Raw genomic sequence first — 21266 nt, 5'->3', positions numbered from 1 at the left:
TCCTCATGGGTGCCACTACCGAGTGGCATCAGCTGGCGGCAAGATTAGCTTTGCTCACGGAGAGGTGCAACCGGGTGCAACCCATTTTATGCATGAATTTTTCGACGCTTGATCGGAAAAAAATCAGCCTTCGACAGAATCCGCTTCGGCCTGGTGCATTTGCTTCTGAGATCGGCTGTTCTTGCTCCGAAAAGGAGCAAAAAACCGGTGTTTTCTGTGTTTTACACCTAGGTGCAACTTATTCCCAAGAAACTGGTTGCACCTTATTTGCTTTGTTGAATAGCATTCGCGCCCAAGGTGCAACCGACTGAATGGTTTGGTTCATCGGCTGGCGGCTTTCCTGGGGAAACGTCAGTCATAAATGCGCGGCACGCAGTTACGTTTACCTACTTCCAGTGGGTGGCCGTCTGACAGACCGCTGCTACATAAAAACAAAGCCAGGGCGTCACTCATATGAGCGTTAGTAATCCAACCCTGATCACGTTCGTGATCTACATCGCAGCAATGGTGCTGATCGGCTTCATGGCCTATCGCTCCACCAACAACCTTTCCGATTACATCCTGGGCGGTCGCAGCCTCGGTAGCGTGGTGACTGCCTTGTCAGCCGGTGCTTCCGACATGAGCGGCTGGTTGTTGATGGGCCTGCCGGGCGCGATCTACATGTCCGGCCTGTCGGAAAGCTGGATCGCCATCGGCCTGATCGTCGGTGCCTACCTCAACTGGCTGTTCGTGGCCGGTCGCCTGCGGGTACAGACCGAGCACAACGGCGACGCCCTGACCCTGCCGGACTACTTCTCCAGCCGTTTCGAAGATAAAAGCGGCCTGCTGCGGATCATCTCTGCGGTCGTGATCCTGGTGTTCTTCACCATCTACTGCGCGTCCGGCATCGTGGCCGGTGCCCGTCTGTTTGAAAGCACCTTCGGTATGTCCTACGAGACCGCGCTGTGGGCCGGCGCTGCGGCGACGATTGCCTACACCTTTGTGGGTGGTTTCCTGGCAGTCAGCTGGACCGACACCGTACAAGCCACGCTGATGATTTTCGCGCTGATCCTTACACCGATCATCGTGCTGCTGGCCACCGGTGGCGTCGACACCACCTTCCTGGCCATCGAGGCCAAGAACCCCGACAATTTCAACATGCTGAAAAACACCACCTTCATCGGCATCATCTCGCTGATGGGCTGGGGCCTGGGTTACTTCGGCCAACCACACATCCTCGCGCGCTTCATGGCAGCGGATTCGGTGAAATCGATCGCCAATGCCCGTCGCATCTCCATGACCTGGATGATCCTGTGCCTGGGCGGCACCGTGGCCGTGGGCTTCTTCGGTATCGCGTACTTCTCGGCGCACCCGGAAGTGGCGGGCCCGGTCAACGAGAACCACGAACGTGTGTTCATCGAACTGGCCAAGTTGCTGTTCAACCCATGGATCGCGGGCGTACTGCTGTCGGCCATCCTGGCTGCGGTCATGAGCACCCTGAGCTGCCAGTTGCTGGTGTGTTCCAGCGCCCTGACCGAAGACTTCTACAAGACCTTCCTGCGCAAAAGCGCTTCCCAGCTTGAACTGGTATGGGTCGGCCGCTTGATGGTACTGCTGGTGGCCTTGATCGCCATCGCCATGGCTGCCAACCCGAACAACCGCGTCCTGGGCCTGGTGAGCTATGCCTGGGCCGGTTTCGGCGCAGCGTTCGGTCCTGTGGTGCTGATCTCGGTGATCTGGAAAAACATGACCCGCAACGGCGCACTGGCCGGCATCCTGGTCGGCGCGATCACCGTGATCGTGTGGAAACACTTCGAACTGCTGGGCCTTTACGAAATCATCCCAGGCTTCATCTTTGCCAGCCTGGCGATCTACTTCGTGAGCAAGCTGGGCGCACCGACTGCCGGTATGGTCGAGCGCTTTGATGCGGCGGAAAAAGACTACAACCTCAATAAGTGATTCGTCGGGTGCCTAGCGCCTGTCGAGATAAAAAAAACGGCCCGCGTCCCTTGGACGGGGCCGTTTTTTTAAGGTTTTGAGGTCAAACAACGCGGATCACAGGCTCAGCTGATTGCCGAAATGAAAGATCATCGCACCGACAGCTCCGACTAGACCTGTGAGGGCCGTTCCGTGAAGCGCGAGTTTCAGATTGCGCGGAAACTCCTTGACCTGTTTTGCGTTAATAACGCCACGTTTTGCGTTCCACTTCGGCAGCGCGATTGCTATATAAACGGCACATAGCCTGCCTAATCTTCCTGGTAGGTTGTCACCAAAAATACGCCTGTAGTTGTTTATCAGGCTGCATTGGTCCAACAAATCCTCCATCCTTTCCAATTTTCGATAGGCCAGGAAAATATCGAGAATGACCGCTGTGAGCATTGAGCCCGCCGAGACCAGCGCTACTTGATCTTTTGCGGGGAGGCTGAGGACGTACTCAATACTCATACAGGACTTCTCCGGCGGCTGCGCCGACCTCGCTTCCCAAGTTACCTAGAGCAAAGCCCATTGCTCCCCCAGCTATCAGAAGGCAGCCCAAGGCAAACGGCCCGGTTGTCGGGGCCACTACGGCTATACACAAACCCATTCCAATTTGGCCTCCGATGATTCCCCCTGCCACCCCGAACGTTAATTTACCGGCCTCCACATACTTCGCTTTTCTGCATTGCTGATCTCTCCCAGTAGAGCACGCCTCCTTGATCTCCAGCGCCGTCGCTGTCGCGCTCAGTGCTATTCCCAATGGTGTGCCGTTTTTAAGCAATTTTGCTGTCTTGGAGACCCGCGCAATAGTTTTGCTGTACTGATTTATCTCCCCACTATGCAAGTAGCTCTTGGTCGAAATTCCCAGCATTTTCTTGATCGAGCCTTCATTCCTCAGGCCTGTTCCATAACGCGCAAAGCTGCGCATCTGTGCTTCCAGCTTGGCAAATAGAACTTGGCGTCGAGCCAGAAAATCATCTCTTGCAGCACCTCCTCCACGACGCAATGATTGTTTGTGCAGTGCGTCAATTTCATCGAGCGTGTTCACTATTTCCTGTAAGTGTCGGCTCCAAGCGTCGCCTGCAGTACCTATCCCTAGTGATGCGTAACCCAGCAGTTTTTGTAGCAGGTCGTAGTTGTGCAGGGCGAAGGTATCTGCGCCTTCGGCCATTACGCTATGACGAATGTCCCACGCGGCGCACATCAAGCGTGACTCCTCCAAGGTACAGCTCGCAGTGGTTTCGTCCCCGATGATGACTAACTGCCCTGGCAGTACAACAACATTGCGAATATGAGTATTGAGGGCATCAAACTTCGCTTCGGCGTGTTTGCTCAATCGTAGTTTTGCCTTGAGCTCCACTGAGGTTTGTCGATGGTCATTGATGAATGCATAGGGGTGAGGCATTACACACTCCCCCGCGATGCAGATTGGCTCGAAGCGAGGTGATTGCTTGCCATGAAAGCATTCCTTTTTGAATGAACATGGCTGCGCAATTTAAATAGCCACCTGGAGGGTGTCTTGGTTATGGCGGATGAATTTCGGGTGGTTTTTTGTCTTTGGGAAATGGGCTACTGAGCTGCGTCTGAGTTCTGTCAGACGCGTGTGTTTTTACTGAGGCTGGGTGTGCAATTACCTGCCGAAAAGCCATGAAAGAGTGAAGCTAGGAATTGGAAACCCGACGCGTAAGGATTTACTGATTTGTTCGCACTGCGGTCGGTTCGATAAGTGACTGGTGCAGAATCTCCCGCCCACCCCTCGCAGAGAAACACCTGATGTTCGCTCTTGCCAATCAAAGTGCGTTTACCCTGACCCTTGACGGTGAGCCGAGTGAGCTCAAGGTGTTTGAGTTCCAGGGCAGCGAAGCCATCAGCCAGCCGTATCGCTTTGATCTTGAACTGGTCTGCGAACAGCCCGACCTGGACTTGGAAAGCCTGCTGCATCGCACGGCGTATCTGGGTTTCGACGATCAAGGTCATGGCATCCACGGTCTGGTTTATCGGGTGGCCCAGGGCGACTCCGGGCGGCGCCTGACGCGTTACCAGATCAGCCTTGTGCCTCAGCTTGCGTATTTGCAGCACAGCAGTCGGCAGCGGATTTTCCAGCACAAGACGGTGCCGCAGATTATTGCGCAGGTGCTGGAGGACCAGCGGGTCCATGCTGACCAATTCGAATTTCACCTCAGCGGCACTTATCCTGAGCGCGAGTATTGTGTGCAGTTTGGTGAGAGCGACCTGGCCTTTATTCAGCGGCTGTGTGCCGAGCAGGGGATTCACTATCACTTCCAGCATTCGCCCGAACACCACCTGCTGGTGTTTGGCGACGACCAGACCGTCTTCGCCCAGCCCGACCAGTCGACGCCCTACATGCCGGGCTCCGGGATGGTGGCGCAAACGCCAGCGATCAAGCGGTTTTCAGTGCAGTTGCAAACCCGCACCACCGCGCTCACCCTGCGCGACTATGACTTTCTCAAGCCGAGCCTGGCGCTGGAGAGTGGGGTTGTCGGTGAACAGCTTCCACGGCTCGAAGCGCAAGGGTATCCCGGTCATTTTTCTGATCGCGGCCACGGCAAATACCTTGCGCAACGTGGTTTGGAGCGACACCGCAGTGACGCTCGAATAGCCCGGGGTAACGGCGATGAGCCTGCATTGATCAGTGGTCGGTTCCTCAAGTTGGCCGGGCACCCGCGGGACGAGTGGAATGACTTGTGGCTGGTGACGCAAGTGACCCACGAAGGCAGGCAACCTCAGGTTTTGGAGGAGGCCGTCACCGAGGTGGTCGGTGGGGAGTTTCGCCAGGGCTATCGCAACGAATTTGTTGCGACGCCGTGGGACGTGATCTTTCGCCCGCCCTTGCATGAGCCGTCGCGGCCGACCTTGTCGGGTTATCAAAACGCTGTGGTCACCGGCCCCGTCGACAGTGAAATCCATTGCGACGAATACGGCCGGGTCAAGGTGCAGTTGGCCTGGGACCGCGACGGGGAACATAACGATCACTCCAGTTGCTGGTTGCGGGTGGCCAGCGGTTGGGCCCATGAGCGCTATGGTTCGGTGCTGATCCCGCGAGTGGGCATGGAAGTGCTGGTAGGGTTCGTCAACGGTGATATGGACATGCCGCTGGTGATGGGCTGCCTGCCCAACGCCGCGAAGCCGGCCCCCCTCGACCTGCCAGCGGCCAAGACCCGTAGCGTCTTTCGTAGCCAGAGCAGCCCCGGTGGTGGTGGCTACAACGAACTGCGCATCGAAGACCGTAAGGGCGCCGAGCAGATCTACCTGCGCGCCCAGCGCGATTGGACCCAGGATGTGCTGCATGACTTGCAGGTACAGGTCGACAATCAACGTCGCATCAGGGTGGGCGGTGAGTCGCAACATGAACTGCAAGGTGAAGAGCAGCGCATCACCCATGGCAACCGCCTGACGGAGCTCAAGCAGGACGATCATCTGGTGGTCGGCGGCTCGCAGCAGATGCGCGCCGGGAGGACCATCCAGATTGGCGCCGGGCAGAGCGTGATCATAGACGCGGGCGCGACCGTGACAATTCAGGCCGGTGGGCAGTCGATTACGCTGTCGGCGGAGGGGATTTTCAGCAGTACGCCGATTCAACTGGGCGGGGCTGTTGTCGCGGTGGGGGCGCCGTTGATGCCGGGGTTGAAGGAGGCGTTGCTGGCGGTTATTCCCGCACCGCTGAGCCGCGTCCAAGTGGTCAGTCTGAAACGGAGTGCACCGTTCTGCGAAGAGTGCCAACGCTGCGCAAGCGGACAGTGCGCTGTCCCCCATCCCCTTCAAGCTTAAAAGGAATTTACCCTGATGCCGCAACCGTTGACCCCCAGCGACTGGCTTGCGCAGTGCCCGCTGCTCACCCACGAGCGACTCTACGTCGTGCTGGGCACTGCCAGTGACGCCAAACCCCTGGCCGTGTGGCAGACCTCGGCAGCCGGGGTGCTGCCTCAAGCGATCTGGGCCGGTACGGCCTATGCCGGGTGGGACGAGGTGATGCCTTACGTAGGCAGTGTCGAAGCCGACAGTGCTTTCCTCGATTGGATTGCAACCACCGATGCCCCGGACTGGGGGTGGTTGGCGGTCTCGTCGAGCCCGTTGGAAGTTGTCGTTGCTCACCTGCAAAGCTTGACCAAGATACTGCTTCCCGATGCGCGGAGCGTGTTCCTGCGCTTCTGGGATGGCGCTCAGTTTCTGCCGCTGGTGCAGCACCTCGGCGATGAGATGGGCGCAGTCTTGCCGGTGTTCCAGCGGTATCTGATCAATGGCCAGTCGCTGAGCGTGGCGACGCAGTCGGTTGCGGCGGCAAAAGCCAGCCCCTGGTGGCGTGTGCCCGAGTCGCTGTTGGAGCACCTGGCCGCGCAGTCGCCGCAGCCCCTGATCGATAACCTGCTGCAGTGGCTTGAAGAGCAGCGCCCTGATCTATATGACGCCTTCACGCCGGCGACCTTGCAGCACAAGGTCGCCTACTTCGCGCGCGATACGCAGATCAGCCCTGAAGCGCTGGCGGGCTACCTGGCCTCAGAGTTGAGTTGACGCCAGCGCCTGCTGCAAATCGTCGATCAGGTCTTCAATTGCCTCGATACCCACCGACAGACGAATCATCTCCGGCTTTACACCGGCCTTGGCTTGTTCCTGCTCGTTCATCTGGCGGTGAGTGGTGGACGCTGGGTGACAGGCCAGGGACTTGGCATCGCCGATGTTCACCAGGCGCTTGAAGATTTGCAGTGCGTCGTAGAAACGTACCCCGGCATCAAAGCCGCCTTTCAAGCCAAACGACAGGATCGCCGACGGTTTGCCCTGCATGTACTTCTGCGCCAGTGCGTGGTGCGGGTGATCGGGCAGGCCGGCATAACTGACCCACTCGACCTCGGCATGGCCTTGCAGGAAGTGGGCGATTTTCAGGGCGTTCTCGGTGTGGCGCTCCATGCGCAACGCCAGCGTCTCCAGGCCTTGCAGCAACAAGAAGGCATTCATCGGCGCTAACGCCGCGCCGGTGTTGCGCAGTGGCACGGTACGGGCGCGGGCGATAAAGGCGGCGGGGCCGAATTTTTCCGTATAGACCACGCCGTGGTAGGCCGGCTCGGGTTGGTTGAGGCCGGGAAATTTATCGGCGTATTTCGTCCACGGGAACGTCCCGCTGTCGACGATCACGCCGCCCAGGGAATTGCCATGGCCGCCGACGTATTTGGTCACCGAGTGCACCACGATGTCGGCGCCGAACTGGATCGGCTTGCACAGGATCGGCGTGGCCACGGTGTTGTCCACCACCAGCGGCACGCCATGGGCATGGGCGACGTCGGCCAGGGCTTCAATGTCGATGATATTGCCCGCCGGGTTGCCGATGCTTTCGCAGTACACCAGCTTGGTGTTGTCGTCGATCAATTCGGCGATGGCGGCGGCGGAGTCATCCCGGGCGAAACGCACATCCACGCCAAAGCTCGGCAGCAGGTGGGCGAACAGGGTGTAGGTGCCGCCGTAGAGTTGCGGAGTGGTGACGATATTGTCGCCCGCACGGGTCAAGGTCTGGATGGCGTAGTGGATCGCGGCGCTGCCGGCCGAGACGGCCAGGGCGGCGATACCGCCTTCGAGTGCGGCGATGCGCTGCTCCAGCACATCGTTGGTGGGATTCATGATCCGCGTGTAGATATTGCCGGGTACGTCCAGGTTAAACAGGTCGGCGCCGTGTTGAGCGTTATCGAATTCGAAGGCAACGTTCTGGTAGATCGGCACGGCGACGGCCTTGGTGGTCGGGTCCGACTTGAAACCGTGGTGCAGCGCGATGGTGGCGTCTTTCATGATTGTTATTGACCTCCCTGGAGTAGTGGATGGCCACAATAAATCCGCCTCGCCGTCGACATTTAGATTTTTTTCAACGGGCTGCCTGCGTTTGCGGCATAAGCGCCGCCCGGCATGCGGCCCTGCACCTTTGCGCCCGTAGAAGGTAAACTTCGCCCCCTGCGCAGGAGCAACCATGAATTATCGTCACGCCTTTCACGCCGGCAACCATGCCGATGTCTTCAAACACCTGACCTTGACCCGCCTCATCGCCCTGATGTCGCGCAAGGAGCAGCCGTTTGCCTATCTCGACACTCACGCTGGGATTGGTCTGTACGACCTGCAAGGTGATCAGGCCAACCGCACGGGTGAGTACCTGGAAGGTATCGCGCGCTTGTGGGGCGCCGACGATCTGCCGGCGCTGACTGCCGACTACATGCGCGTGCTGCATGAGATGAACCCCGATGGCGAGTTGCGCTACTACCCGGGCTCGCCGGAGCTTGCGCGCCGCCTCACGCGCCCGCAGGACCGCGTGTTGCTCAATGAGAAGCACCCGGAAGACGGCGTGCTGCTCAAGGACAACATGAAGGGTGATCGTCGGGTCAAGGTTCACCTGGGCGAAGGCTGGCATGTGCCGCGCGCGCTGTTACCGGTGCCGGAAAAGCGTGCGTTGATGCTGATCGACCCACCGTTTGAAAAGCTCGACGAGATGCAGCGCTGTGCGGCGTCACTCAAGGAAGCCGTCAGCCGCATGCGCCAGACCGTCGCGGCGATCTGGTACCCGGTGAAAGACCAACGCATGCTGCGCCGCTTCTACCAGGACCTGGCCGGCACCGGTGCGCCGAAGTTACTGCGTGTCGAGTTGCTGGTGCATCCGCTGGACACGCCCAACACCCTGACCGGCTCGGGCCTGGCGATTGCCAACCCGCCGTGGGGCCTGGAAGAGGAATTGCGGGAGCTGCTGCCGTGGCTGTCCAAGCAGCTTGGGCAGACCCAGGGTGGGTGGCAGATGGATTGGCTTATTGCCGAGTAACCAAGTCTGGTGCAAAACCAATGTGGGAGGGGGCTTGCCCACTCCCACATTTTGATTTGCGTCGGCTTTAGATCGGGCAAGTCACGCCGGTGCCGCCGATCCCACAGTAGCCCTGTGGATTCTTCGCCAGGTACTGCTGGTGATACGCCTCGGCGAAGTACACCGTTGGCGCCTCGTCGATCTCGGTGGTAATCACACCCAGGCCTGCTTTGGTCAGTTCAGCCTGATACGCCTCGGCGCTGGCTTGTGCCGCCGCCAGTTGCTCAGGCGTGGTGGCATAGATCACCGAGCGGTACTGGCTGCCGATGTCATTGCCCTGGCGCATGCCTTGGGTCGGGTTGTGCAGTTCCCAGAACATTTTCAGCAAGTCTTCGTATTTCACCTTGGCCTGGTCATACACCACCAGCACCACTTCGCTGTGGCCGGTCAGGCCCGAGCAGACTTCTTCATAAGTCGGGTTCGGCGTGAAACCGCCGGCGTAGCCGACCACGGTGCTGACCACTCCATCGCGCTGCCAGAACTTGCGCTCGGCGCCCCAGAAGCAGCCCAGGCCGAAGATCGCGAAGCCGACGTCGTCGACGAACGGGCCCAGCAGCGGGTTGCCGTTGACGAAGTGCGTCTCGGGCAGGTTCATCGGGGTTTCACGGCCAGGCAAAGCTTGTTCTGCAGTAGGAAGCACGTTTTTGTTCACCAGAATTTCCGAGCGCAAGACCATGATCAGTCCTCTCAGTCAGATTGAGTAAGGTAAGAAATCAGACCGCCAGTGTGCCCGAGTGTTACCGCGCTGTCAGGCGATTGGCCCGCGCGGGTAGCGTTTAAGCTTCTCAAGCAGCTCTGCGCCGGGGATTGGCCGGTCGAACAGGTAGCCCTGGCCAACATCGCAACGATGCCTGCGCAGGAACGCCAGTTGCTCGGAGGTCTCGATGCCTTCGGCAACCACCTTGAGCTTGAGGTTGTGGGCCATGGCGATTACTGCGGAGGTGATTTCCATGTCGTCCTGGTTGTCCGGGATTTCATGGATAAAGCTGCGATCGATCTTGATGATGTCGATGGGGAATTTTTTCAGGTAGCTCAGCGACGAGTAACCGGTGCCGAAGTCGTCCATGGCCAGGGTCAGGCCGAAGCTCTTCAGTTGGTCCAGTTGCAGGCGGGTGTCTTCGGTCGCTTCCAGCAGCAGGCCTTCGGTCAGCTCCAGTTCCAGCAGGTTGGCCGGCAGTTGTTCTTCCTTGAGGATCGTGGCGATCGAGGCGACCAGGTCCGGGTCGGAGAACTGCTTGGGCGACAGGTTGATCGCCACCTGCAGGTTGCCCATGCCGGCGGCGCTCAGTTGCTTGCTCATGCGGCAGGCCTGGCGCGCGATCCATTTGCCGATCGGGATGATCAAGCCGGTTTCTTCGGCGACGCTGATGAACTGATCAGGGCGGATCATGCCTTTTTCCGGATGGTTCCAGCGTAGCAGCGCTTCCATGCCCAGCAAGCGGCCGCTGCGCAGGCACAGCTTGGGCTGGTAGAACACATCCAGTTCGTTTTGGGTCAAGGCGCGGCGCAGGTTGTTCTCCACAAACAACTTGTAGCTGGCCTCGGCGTTCAAGGCTTCGGTAAACACTTGCACCTGGTGTTTGCCGTTGGCCTTGGCCTTGTGCAGGGCCAGGCCGGCGTTGCGCATCAAGGTCTGCGGGTCGCGGCCATGCAGCGGTGCACAGGCCAGGCCCACGGAGCCGGTGACGCTGATCAATTGGTTGTCGACGAACATCGGTTTGTCGAGCGTTGCCAGTAGCTGGCTGGCGACCTGCTGGCCGCTTTCCAGGTCGGTGTCGTCCAGCAGCACCGCGAATTCGTTACTGGCAAAGCGCGCCAGGCTGCCGCCGGCACTGAGGCTGTTGCGCAGGCGTCGGGCCAGGCTGATCAGCAGCTTGTCGCCGGTCTGATGGCCGAGGCTGTCGTTGATGCGCTTGAAGTTGTCGATGTCGACCAGCAACAGGCTGATCGGGCTGTCGCTGTCGCGGGCAAAGCGTTCGTCGAGATTGCGGATAAACGCCGGACGGTTGCCCAGGTTGGTCAGGTTGTCGGTGTAGGCCAGGCGCTCGATGCGCTGCTGGGCCAGCTTGGTCTGGGTGATGTCTTCGTAGATGCCGATGTAGTGGGTCAGCTCACGGTTGTCGCCATACACCTTGGAAATCGACAGCTGGCCCCAGTAGGGTTCGAGGTTTTTGCGCCGGCTCTTGAACTCGCCCTGCCAGCTGTTGCTCTTGGCCAGGCTCGACGGTGCGTCGAACAGCAATTCGCTGAGGTTTTCCAGCGCCGGCAATTGCGCCAGGCGGTGGCCGTGGACTTCTTCGGCGCTGTACTGGGTGATTGCGGTAAAGCTTGGGTTGACGTATTCCACGATGCCGTCGCAGTTAACCAGCAGAAAGGCGTTGGCGCTTTGCTCGACCGCGCGCTGGAACAGGTGCAGGGCGCTGGTGGCGGTACGGCGGTTGTGGTTGTTGATCACTTGCGCGAATTGGTCGGCCAGCTCGCCGGCAAAGGCAATTTCATCGGCCTGCCAGTCACGCGGGCTGCCGGCCTGTTCCAGGCACAGCACGCCGACCACTTGGCCGTCGACGCGAATGCTGGCGTCGAGCATGGCGTGGATGTCTTTGGCGCGCAGGTTTTCGGCCATTTCGCGGGTGCGCGGGTCGCGCAGGGCGTGGGTGGCGTCGATGGCGCGGCTGGTGTGCAGGGCTTCCAGGTAGTCCGGGAAGCAGCTGGCGTCGATCGGCTCGGGCAGATGGTGCTGTTGGTCGTCGCGGTGGTAGGCCGAGATCGGCACCAGGCGCTGGCCTTCGAGGTTCCAGATGCTGGCGCAGTCAATCTGGTAGATATCGCAAGCGCTGCGGGTAATCAGCTCAGCGGCTTCCTGCAGCGAATTGTTGGCGGTGTAGCGCTGGCGTGCCAGCAACAGGATCAGTTCCTGCTGGGCGCGTACCCTTTCCAGGTGCTGCAGTTGCTCCTGCTGGGCGCGCTGGTTCAGCTCCAGGGCGATTTGCAGGCGGCTGTTCTGGCTCTCCAGGTCCGCTGTGGGTGCGGTCATGGGGATTTCGCTGAACAGGCCGTCGACCACCATCAGGTAGCCACGCAGCAGATGACGATTGTGTTGTTTATAGGCCTCGCCCATTTCCAGCAGGCTCAGCGGGCCGTCGCTGGTGTGCAGGGTGTAGCGCACCAGGTAGTGAGGGGTCTGGGTCAGTTGTTGCTGGATGGTGTCGTGTAATTCATAGCGCGCCTGGGGTTCCATCAGGCTGGCATAGGGGGTGCCGAGCAGGGCGCACAGTTCGACCGCCGACAGGCCGAATTGGCGTTCGCAGTTAGGGTCGAGGTACAGAAGTGCCCAGCTTGCCTCATTAAGCCGCTCGAAACGCAGCATACCGAGGCGCGAAGGCACCGGTAACTGCGTGACTACCTCGGCCGCCATACGGGCGACATCGGGTTGGCTTTTCATGGGGGGAACTCACTTCAAATAACGCGCACGGCGCCGGGCTCACGCCCTCTTTACTGTTGCCTGCGGCAAGGTTGCATCATGCGGCGCGGACTGACAAGAGAGGATGAAGGCTAAGTGCTATAAGGGGGTTATCGGCCGGGTGAGGGAATTCTTCAGTCCGGATGACAGAAGGTGTACAACCCTGTCCTGTCTGTAGAGAAAAGCAAAAAAAAGCCCCGCCAAATTGACGGGGTTGAGGTACGAGCGTGGCGCTCGGAAATCAGTGCAACCAAGCCTCCCCCGGTGCAGGGGAGGCTTGTACAGGGTTACAGCAAGATCGTGCGGATGTCGTTCAGCAGTTGGCTCAGACGCTGGGTAAAGCGTGCAGCCGCCGCGCCGTTGATCACACGGTGATCGTAGGACAGCGACAGTGGCAGCATCAGCTTCGGCTGGAACGCTTTACCGTCCCAGACTGGCTGGATGGTGGCCTTGGAAACACCCAGGATCGCCACTTCCGGCGCGTTGACGATTGGCGTGAAGCCCGTACCGCCAATGTGACCGAGGCTGGAGATGGTGAAGCAAGCGCCTTGCATGTCGTCTGCGGTGAGCTTCTTGTCGCGGGCCTTGGCAGCCAGCGCAGCCGCTTCGGCAGCGAGTTGCAGCAGGCTCTTCTGGTCGACGTTCTTGATGACCGGTACCAACAGGCCATCTGGGGTGTCGACAGCAAAACCGACGTGCACGTACTTCTTGCGAATGATCGCCTTGCCGCTTGGCGCCAGCGAACTGTTGAAGTCCGGCAGTTCCTTGAGCAGGTGTGCACAAGCCTTGAGCAGCAGTGGCAGCACGGTCAGTTTCACGCCGGCCTTCTCGGCCACGGCTTTCTGCGCAACGCGGAAAGCTTCCAGGTCGGTGATATCGGCCTGGTCGAACTGAGTGACGTGCGGGATGTTCAGCCAGCTGCGGTGCAGGCTCGACGCGCCGATCTGCATCAGGCGGGTCATCGGCACTTCTTCGGTCTCGCCGAAGCGGCTGAAGTCCACGACCGGAATCGGTGGAATCCCCGCGCCGCCAGTAGCAGCGCCGGCAGCCGGAGCTTCCTTGGCTTTCTGCATCATGGCTTTGACGTAGACCTGCACGTCTTCCTTCAGCACGCGACCGTGAGGGCCGGTGGCCGACACAGCGTTCAGCTCGACGCCGAATTCGCGCGCCAGTTGGCGAACTGCCGGGCCTGCATGAACCTTGGCACCGCTTGGCGCCGGTGCGGCAGCTGCCGGGGCCGGAGCGGCCTCGGCTTTTGCAGCAGGGGCAGGGGCGGCAGCGGCTGGAGCCGCTTCAGCCTTGGCCGCCGGAGCCGCCGCTGGTGCTGGAGCAGCAGCAGGCGCAGCGCCTTGTACTTTCAGCTTGAGGATGAAGTCGCCAGTGCCGACTTCGTCTTCCAGCTTGACCGCGATGCTTTCCACCACGCCGGCAGCCGGCGATGGGATTTCCATGGAGGCCTTGTCGGACTCCAGGGTGATCAGCGACTGGTCGGCTTCGACGGTGTCGCCGACCTTGACCAGCAACTCGATGATCTTGGCCTTGCCCGACGAACCGATGTCCGGAACATGAATGTCCTGGACGCTGGCAGCAGCAGGTGCAGCAGCCGGGGCCGCTGGGGCCTCGGCAGCAGCGGCAGGTTTTTCAGCAGCAGGCGCCGGTGCAGCAGCGGCAGCAGGAGCCGCCGCAGGAGCCGCATCAGCGGCACCTTCGATTTCCAGCTCCAGCAGTTCGTCGCCTTCTTTCAGGCGGTCGCCCAGCTTCACTTTCAGGCTCTTGACCACGCCGGCCTTGGGAGCAGGGATTTCCATGCTCGCCTTGTCCGACTCCAGGGTCAGGATGCTCTGGTCGGCTTCGACGGTGTCGCCGACCTTCACAAACAGCTCGATTACTTCACCTTCACCGCTGCCGATGTCAGGTACGCGAATGAGTTCGCTCACAAAAAGTCTCCTCAGCAGTCCAGTGGGTTGCGTTTTTCCGGGTTGATCCCGAACTTGACGATGGCGTCAGCCACCACCTTAGGTTCGATCTCACCACGGTCAGCCAAGGCTTCCAGGGCTGCCAACACCACGAAGTGACGGTCGACTTCGAAGAAGTGACGCAGCTTCTTACGGCTGTCACTGCGGCCGAAACCGTCGGTGCCCAGGACTTTGAATTCCTTGGACGGGACCCACTGGCGAATTTGTTCAGCGAACAGTTTCATGTAGTCGGTAGAGGCGATGACTGGACCTTTACGGCCAGCCAGGCACTCTTCGACGTAGCTCTTGGCTGGCTTCTGGCCAGGGTGCAGGCGGTTGCTGCGCTCTACGGCCAGGCCGTCGCGACGCAGTTCGTTGAAGCTGGTAACGCTCCACACGTCGGCACCGACGTTGAACTCGTCACGCAGGATCTTCGCCGCTTCACGCACTTCACGCAGGATGGTGCCGGAGCCCATCAGCTGCACGTGGTGCGCTGCTTCCTTGGTGTCTTCTTCGAGCAGGTACATGCCCTTGATGATGCCTTCCTCGACACCGGCCGGCATGGCTGGCTGCTGGTAGGACTCGTTCATCACGGTGATGTAGTAGAAAACGTCCTGCTGCTCTTCGGTCATCTTCTTCATGCCGTCCTGGATGATCACCGCCAGCTCATAGCCGTAGGTTGGATCAAAGGTGCGGCAGTTCGGGATGGTGGCAGCCAGGATGTGGCTGTGACCGTCTTCGTGTTGCAGGCCTTCGCCGTTCAGCGTGGTCCGGCCGGCGGTACCGCCGATCAGGAAACCACGGGTACGGCTGTCGCCCGCTGCCCAAGCCAGGTCGCCGATACGCTGGAAACCGAACATCGAGTAGAAGATGTAGAACGGCAGCATCGGCTGGTTGTGGCTGGAGTACGAAGTACCGGCAGCGATGAAGGAGCTCATGGCGCCCGCTTCGTTGATGCCTTCTTCGAGGATCTGGCCCTTCTTGTCTTCCTTGTAGAACATCACCTGGTCTTTATCGACTGGCTCGTAGAGCTGGCCGACGGAGGAGTAGATGCCCAACTGGCGGAACATGCCTTCCATACCGAAGGTACGGGCTTCGTCCGGGATGATCGGCACGATGCGCGAGCCGATTTCCTTGTCCTTGACCAACTGCGCGAGGATCCGCACGAAGGCCATGGTGGTGGAGATTTCACGGTCGCCCGAGCCGTCCAGGATCGCCTTGAGGGTATCCAGTGGCGGGGTCGGAATGCTCACGCTCTTGGCGCGGCGCTGTGGCACGAAACCGCCCAGTGCAGTGCGGCGCTCGCTGAGGTAGCGGGCTTCGGCGCTGTTTGGCTCAGGCTTGAAGAACGGCAGGTTCTCCAGCTCTTCGTCCTTGACCGGAATGTCGAAGCGGTCGCGGAACAACTTCAGGCTGTCGACATCGACTTTCTTGGTGTTGTGCGCGGTGTTCTTCGCTTCGCCGGCACCGGTGCCATAACCCTTGATGGTCTTGGCCAGGATGACGGTGGGTTGTTCTTTGTGGTTGACCGCTTCGTGGTACGCCGCATAGACCTTGTACGGGTCGTGGCCGCCACGGTTGAGCTTCCAGATCTCGTCGTCGGACAGGTCGGCAACCATGGCCTTGAGTTCAGGCGTGTTGAAGAAGTGTTCACGCACGAACGCGCCGTCTTTGGCCTTGTAGTTCTGGTACTCGCCGTCGATGACTTCGTCCATGCGACGTTGCAGGATGCCGTCGACGTCCTTGGCCAGCAGTGGGTCCCAGAAACGGCCCCAGATGACCTTGGTCACGTTCCACTGAGCACCGCGGAATACGCCTTCGAGTTCCTGGATGATCTTGCCGTTGCCGCGAACCGGGCCGTCGAGGCGCTGCAGGTTGCAGTTGATGACGAAGATCAGGTTGTCCAGCTTCTCGCGGCCGGCCAGGGAGATGGCGCCCAGGGATTCCGGCTCGTCGCACTCGCCGTCGCCCAGGAAGCACCAGACTTTCTGCTTGCCTTCCGGGATGAAGCCACGGGCTTCCAGGTACTTCATGAAACGTGCCTGGTAGATCGCCTGGATCGGGCCAAGGCCCATGGAGACCGTCGGGAACTGCCAGAAATCAGGCATCAGCCAAGGGTGCGGATAGGACGACAGGCCCTGACCGTCGACTTCCTGGCGGAAGTTGTTCATTTGTTCTTCGCTGATGCGACCTTCCATGAACGCACGGGCGTAGACGCCTGGCGAGGTGTGGCCCTGGAAGTAGATCAGGTCGCCGCCGTGTTCGTCGGTCGGGGCCTGGAAGAAGTAGTTGAAACCGATGTCATACAGGGTTGCGCTGGAAGCGAAGCTGGAGATGTGACCGCCCAGGTCAGAATCTTTCAAGTTCGTGCGCATTACCATCGCCATGGCGTTCCAACGTACCAGCGAGCGAATGCGGCGTTCCATGAACAGGTCGCCAGGCATGCGTGCTTCGTGGGTAACGGGGATGGTGTTGCGGTATGGCGTGGTGATGGCGTAGGGCAGTTGCGAGCCGCTGCGGGTCGCGAGTTCGCCCATACGGGTCATCAGGTAGTGAGCACGGTCTTCGCCTTCTTTGTCGAGAACCGATTCCAGGGCGTCCAGCCATTCCTGGGTTTCGACGGGATCGAGGTCTTGCATGGCTTGCTCCAGGGCGGAAAGGCTACCAGAATCGGTTGCCTGAAGTTTGCGACTGGCCTTGTGGGCAGACGACATAAATTCTTGGATGGCCGAAGGTTGCTTCGGCGTCCTGTAGTTTTACTACAAATCGTCGGCCATTTCAGCCTTTCGAATGTATATACGAGTAGTAAAACTACACAAGACTGAGCGGATTGCTCGGTCTGGCTGGTGAGCATAATCGTTATTGTTGATCTTTTGCGAACAAGAAAAGGTAGAAGTTTAATGTTGCCTGCCAAAAATTATAATTTTTCAGCTATTTATCACCTTTGTTCGACAGTCCTTCATCGAGCGTGGTGCTTGCGCTCACAGCCACAAGCCATTTACGCGCCGATCAAGGATAGACCATGAGCCTTCCAATGCTGGTCGAACTGCCAGCCATTCTCCTGCCGATGGCCAAGCGGGCCGAGCAGTCATTTCGTGACGCCGTGGCCGCGCTGGACGACGATCATGGCCTTTCTGCGTGGACGCCGCAACGGTGGGCCGACTTCGCCCGTGTGTGCGCCGCCAGTGATTTCGTCATTGAACAGAGTGTTCGTGACCCTTTGATGTTGCTGGAACTGGCCGCCTGGGGCGAGTTGGACCGTGGTTTCGCGCCCGGCGAGCTATGTGGGCAGATTGCCGGTGCCGTGCAGCAGGCCGAAACCGAAGATGAGCTCGGCCGTGTGCTGCGCCGCCAACGTACGCGCCAGCAAGTGCGCATCATCTGGCGCGACCTGACCCGCCAGGCCGACCTGGTGCAAACCTGCCGCGACCTCTCCGACATGGCCGACGCCAGCATCGACCAGGCCTATCAATGGCTGTACCAGCGCCACTGCGTGCAGTTCGGCACACCGACCGGCCGGCGCAGTGGCGAGCCGCAGCACATGGTCATCCTCGGCATGGGCAAGCTCGGTGCGGTGGAGCTGAACCTGTCGTCGGATATCGACCTGATCTTCGCCTACCCCGAGGGCGGCGAAACGCTGGGCGTAAAGCGCTCCCTGGATAATCAGGAATTCTTTATTCGCCTTGGTCAAAAATTGATCAAGGCCCTTGATCCAATGACCGTCGACGGCTTTGTCTTCCGTGTCGACATGCGCCTGCGCCCTTACGGTTCGGCCGGTGCGCTGGTGCTCAGCTTCAACGCGCTGGAGCAGTACTACCAGGACCAGGGCCGCGACTGGGAACGCTACGCCATGATCAAGGCGCGCGTGGTCGCCGGTGACCAGGTGGCCGGTGCGCAGTTGCTCGACATGCTCAGGCCATTCGTCTATCGCCGCTACCTGGACTTTTCCGCCATCGAAGCGCTGCGCACCATGAAGCAGCTGATCCAGCAGGAAGTCCGGCGCAAAGGCATGGCCGACAATATCAAGCTGGGCTCGGGCGGCATCCGCGAAGTGGAATTCATCGCCCAGGCGTTCCAACTGATCCATGGCGGCCGCGACCTCAGCCTGCAGCAACGGCCGCTGCTCAAGGTGCTGGGCACCCTGGAAGGCCAGGGCTATTTGCCGCCGGCGGTGATCGCCGAGTTGCGCAACGGCTATGAATTCCTGCGCTACACCGAACATGCGATCCAGGCGATTGCCGACCGCCAGACCCAAATGCTCCCGGACAGCCCTGAAGACCAGGCGCGCATTGCCTTTATGCTCGGGTTTGCCGACTGGGCGGCGTTCCACGAGCGGTTGATGTACTGGCGTGGTCGCGTGGACTGGCACTTCCGTCAGGTGATTGCTGACCCTGACGAGGAAGAAGGCGAAGAAAGCGAGTTGGTCGTAGGGGGCGAGTGGTTGCCCTTGTGGGAAGAATCCCAAGATGAGGACGCAGCCTGCCGCCAACTGGGGGAGGGCGGTTTCACCGATGCGCCCAAGGCCCTCAAGGCCCTGGCCAGCTTGCGCAGCAGTCCGCAACTGCGCGCCATGCAGCGGCTCGGCCGTGAACGCCTGGATGCATTTATCCCGCGCTTGCTCGCCCAAGCCGTCGAGCACGCCAACCCGGATCTGGTGCTGGAGCGCGTACTGCCGCTGGTGGAGGCCGTTGCCCGGCGTTCCGCCTACCTGGTGCTGCTGACGGAAAACCCCGACGCCCTGCGCCGCTTGCTGACCCTGTGCGCCGCCAGCCCGTGGATCGCCGAACAGATCACGCGCTTCCCACTGCTGCTGGATGAGTTGCTCAACGAAGGCCGCCTGTTCAAGCCACCGCTGGCGCCGGAACTCGCCGCCGAGTTGCGTGAACGCCTCACGCGCATCCCCGAGGATGACCTGGAGCAGCAGATGGAAGCCCTGCGGCACTTCAAGCTGGCTCACCGCTTGCGCGTGGCCGCTTCGGAAATCGCCGGCAGCCTGCCGTTGATGAAAGTCAGCGACTACCTGACCTGGCTCGCCGAAGCCATCCTCGAGCAAGTGCTGGCCCTGGCCTGGCGCCAGACGGTCGCGCGGCACGGCTCGCCGCAGCGGTTGGACGGCACCCTGTGCGATCCTGGGTTCATCATTGTCGGTTATGGGAAAGTCGGCGGCATCGAATTGGGGCATGGTTCTGACCTGGACCTGGTGTTTATCCACGACGGCGACCCGCAGGCCGAGACCGACGGGGCCAAGCCGATCGACGGCGCGCAGTTCTTCACGCGCCTGGGCCAGCGGATCATTCATCTGCTGACCACCCAGACCAACTCCGGCCAGTTGTATGAAGTGGACATGCGCCTGCGACCTTCCGGCGCGTCCGGGCTGTTGGTCAGTTCCCTCGGGGCGTTTGACCGCTATCAACAAAATGAAGCCTGGACCTGGGAACATCAGGCCCTGATCCGCGCGCGGGTGCTGGTGGGCAGCCAGGATGTAGGTCGTGCGTTTGAGCAGGTACGGGCTAAAGTGCTGGGGCGTGAACGGGACTTGGTGAAGCTGCGCCAGGAGGTCAGCGAGATGCGCGCGAAGATGCGTGACAACCTGGGCACCAAGGCCACGGTGGCCGGCACCGGCGCCAATGCCTTCGAAGCCACGGCGCTGTTCGACCTCAAGCAGGACGCCGGAGGTATCGTCGATATTGAATTTATGGTGCAATACGCGGCTTTGGCATGGTCTGCGCAACATCCATCGTTGCTGCGCTATACCGACAATATCCGCATTCTGGAAGGCCTGGAGCAGGTGGGGTTGATGCCCGCCGCCGATGCCCATCTGCTGCGCGAGGTGTATAAGGCCTACCGCTCCGCCGCGCATCGCCAGGCCTTGCAAAACGAGGCCGGGACGGTGCCCGGTGATCAGTTCGCTGACGAACGGCGCCAGGTGATGCGAATCTGGCAGGCGCTGGGGTTGAGTTGAAACACTATTAGGGCGGGGAGGCATAAGCCTCCCCGCATCGTTTGTGGAAACTACATGAATATTCTGATCGTTGGGCCCAGTTGGGTCGGTGACATGGTGATGGCGCAGACACTGTTCCAGAGCCTGCGCGTGCGCTATCCGGACTGCCAGATCGATGTGCTCGCCCCTGAGTGGAGCCGGCCGATCCTTGAGCGCATGCCCGAAGTGCGCAAGGCCTTGAGCTTTCCGCTCGGCCACGGCGCCCTGGAACTGGCGACCCGCCGTCGCATCGGCAAATCCCTGGCGGGCCAGTACGACCAGGGGATCCTGTTGCCCAACTCGCTGAAGTCGGCGCTGGTGCCCTATTTTGCCGGCATCCCCAAGCGCACCGGCTGGCGCGGTGAGTTTCGCTACGTCTTGCTCAACGACGTGCGCACGCTGGACAAGGCGCGCTACCCGCTGATGATCGAGCGCTTCATGGCCCTGGCCTATGCGCCGGGCGCCGAGTTGCCCAAGCCGTACCCGCGCCCCAGCCTGCAAATCGACCCGGTGACCCGCGATGCGGCCCTGGCCAAGTTCGGCCTGAGCCTGGATCGGCCGGTATTGGCCCTGTGCCCCGGTGCGGAGTTCGGCGAGTCCAAGCGCTGGCCGTCGGAGCACTACGCCAAGGTGGCCGAAACCAAGATCCGTGAAGGCTGGCAGGTATGGTTGTTCGGCTCGAAGAAGGATCACCCCGTCGGTGAAGATATTCGCCAGCGTCTGATTCCCGGCCTGCGCGAAGAGGCGGTTAACCTCAGTGGCGACACGTCCCTGGCTGAGGCCATCGACCTGTTGTCCTGCGCCGATTCGGTGGTGTCCAACGACTCCGGCCTGATGCACGTCGCCGCAGCGCTGAACCGCCCGTTGGTGGCGGTGTACGGTTCCACCTCGCCGGGTTTTACCCCGCCGTTGGCCGACCAGGTCGAAGTGGTGCGCCTGGGGCTGGAGTGCAGCCCGTGTTTTGAGCGCACCTGCCGTTTCGGCCATTACAACTGCATGCGCCAATTGCTGCCGCAGCCGGTAACCGATGCCTTGCAGCGGTTGCAGGGCGATGTGGTCGAGGTTCACTGA

Annotated in this window: 13 protein-coding genes; 6 read left to right on the top strand and 7 right to left on the bottom strand. The window is 60.5% G+C overall.

Annotated elements, in window-relative coordinates:
- Positions 1-453: 453 nt before the first annotated feature.
- Positions 454-1938, top strand: coding sequence for a sodium/proline symporter PutP (gene putP, locus J1G35_RS11480; RefSeq protein ID WP_053139236.1), 1485 nt, complete (start codon positions 454-456; stop codon positions 1936-1938).
- Between the two features lie 96 nt (positions 1939-2034).
- On the opposite strand, the gene J1G35_RS11475 is transcribed toward putP, so the two are convergent.
- Together J1G35_RS11475 and J1G35_RS11470 are read right to left on the bottom strand one after the other, a co-directional pair.
- Positions 2035-2424, bottom strand: coding sequence for a hypothetical protein (locus J1G35_RS11475; RefSeq protein WP_053139238.1), 390 nt, complete (start codon positions 2422-2424; stop codon positions 2035-2037).
- A complete protein-coding gene (locus J1G35_RS11470; RefSeq protein ID WP_223015015.1) occupies positions 2414-3361 on the bottom strand; it encodes a hypothetical protein in 948 nt (315 codons plus the stop codon). The genes J1G35_RS11475 and J1G35_RS11470 overlap by 11 nt, the downstream gene beginning before the upstream one ends.
- Before the next feature lie 368 nt (positions 3362-3729).
- Between J1G35_RS11470 and J1G35_RS11465 the strand changes: the two genes are divergently transcribed.
- Both J1G35_RS11465 and J1G35_RS11460 read left to right on the top strand, forming a co-directional pair.
- Positions 3730-5745, top strand: a complete 2016-nt coding sequence (locus J1G35_RS11465) for a type VI secretion system tip protein VgrG (protein ID WP_223015014.1) — start codon at positions 3730-3732, stop codon at positions 5743-5745.
- Between the two features lie 15 nt (positions 5746-5760).
- Positions 5761-6486, top strand: a complete 726-nt coding sequence (locus J1G35_RS11460; protein ID WP_223015013.1) for a DUF4123 domain-containing protein — start codon at positions 5761-5763, stop codon at positions 6484-6486.
- Here the strand turns inward: J1G35_RS11460 and J1G35_RS11455 are convergent.
- Positions 6472-7749, bottom strand: coding sequence for an O-acetylhomoserine aminocarboxypropyltransferase/cysteine synthase family protein (locus tag J1G35_RS11455; protein WP_223015012.1), 1278 nt, complete (start codon positions 7747-7749; stop codon positions 6472-6474). The genes J1G35_RS11460 and J1G35_RS11455 overlap by 15 nt on opposite strands.
- A 175-nt stretch (positions 7750-7924) precedes the next feature.
- On the opposite strand from J1G35_RS11455, the gene rlmJ reads away from it, so the two are divergent.
- The gene (rlmJ, locus tag J1G35_RS11450) at positions 7925-8761 is read left to right on the top strand and encodes a 23S rRNA (adenine(2030)-N(6))-methyltransferase RlmJ (protein WP_223015011.1); all 837 of its coding nucleotides are present in this window, start codon (positions 7925-7927) and stop codon (positions 8759-8761) included.
- Positions 8762-8828: 67 nt separating this feature from the next.
- On the opposite strand, the gene msrA is transcribed toward rlmJ, so the two are convergent.
- From msrA to aceE, 4 genes are all read right to left on the bottom strand, one after another.
- On the bottom strand, positions 8829-9476 hold the full coding sequence (gene msrA / locus J1G35_RS11445; RefSeq protein ID WP_053139250.1) for a peptide-methionine (S)-S-oxide reductase MsrA: 648 nt from the start codon (positions 9474-9476) through the stop codon (positions 8829-8831).
- Between the two features lie 72 nt (positions 9477-9548).
- The gene (locus J1G35_RS11440) at positions 9549-12242 is read right to left on the bottom strand and encodes a GGDEF and EAL domain-containing protein (RefSeq protein ID WP_053139253.1); all 2694 of its coding nucleotides are present in this window, start codon (positions 12240-12242) and stop codon (positions 9549-9551) included.
- A gap of 305 nt (positions 12243-12547) precedes the next feature.
- Positions 12548-14197 carry a dihydrolipoyllysine-residue acetyltransferase gene (gene aceF / locus J1G35_RS11435; protein WP_223015010.1) on the bottom strand — a complete coding sequence of 550 codons (1650 nt, stop codon included), beginning with the start codon at positions 14195-14197 and terminating at the stop codon, positions 12548-12550.
- An 11-nt stretch (positions 14198-14208) separates the two neighbouring features.
- Entirely contained in the window at positions 14209-16854 is a 2646-nt protein-coding gene (gene aceE, locus J1G35_RS11430) for a pyruvate dehydrogenase (acetyl-transferring), homodimeric type (protein ID WP_053139257.1), read from the bottom strand.
- Positions 16855-17237: 383 nt separating this feature from the next.
- On the opposite strand from aceE, the gene glnE reads away from it, so the two are divergent.
- Both glnE and waaF read left to right on the top strand, forming a co-directional pair.
- Positions 17238-20177 carry a bifunctional [glutamate--ammonia ligase]-adenylyl-L-tyrosine phosphorylase/[glutamate--ammonia-ligase] adenylyltransferase gene (glnE, locus tag J1G35_RS11425; protein ID WP_223015009.1) on the top strand — a complete coding sequence of 980 codons (2940 nt, stop codon included), beginning with the start codon at positions 17238-17240 and terminating at the stop codon, positions 20175-20177.
- Between the two features lie 54 nt (positions 20178-20231).
- Complete coding sequence (waaF, locus tag J1G35_RS11420; RefSeq protein WP_223015008.1) at positions 20232-21266, top strand: lipopolysaccharide heptosyltransferase II; 1035 nt, start codon at positions 20232-20234, stop codon at positions 21264-21266.

The organism is Pseudomonas sp. SH10-3B (genome assembly GCF_019891415.1).
Taxonomy (GTDB): Bacteria; Pseudomonadota; Gammaproteobacteria; order Pseudomonadales; family Pseudomonadaceae; genus Aquipseudomonas.
The sequence above is the reverse complement of the archived record's forward strand: the minus strand, read 5'-3'. Positions and strand labels throughout refer to the sequence as shown.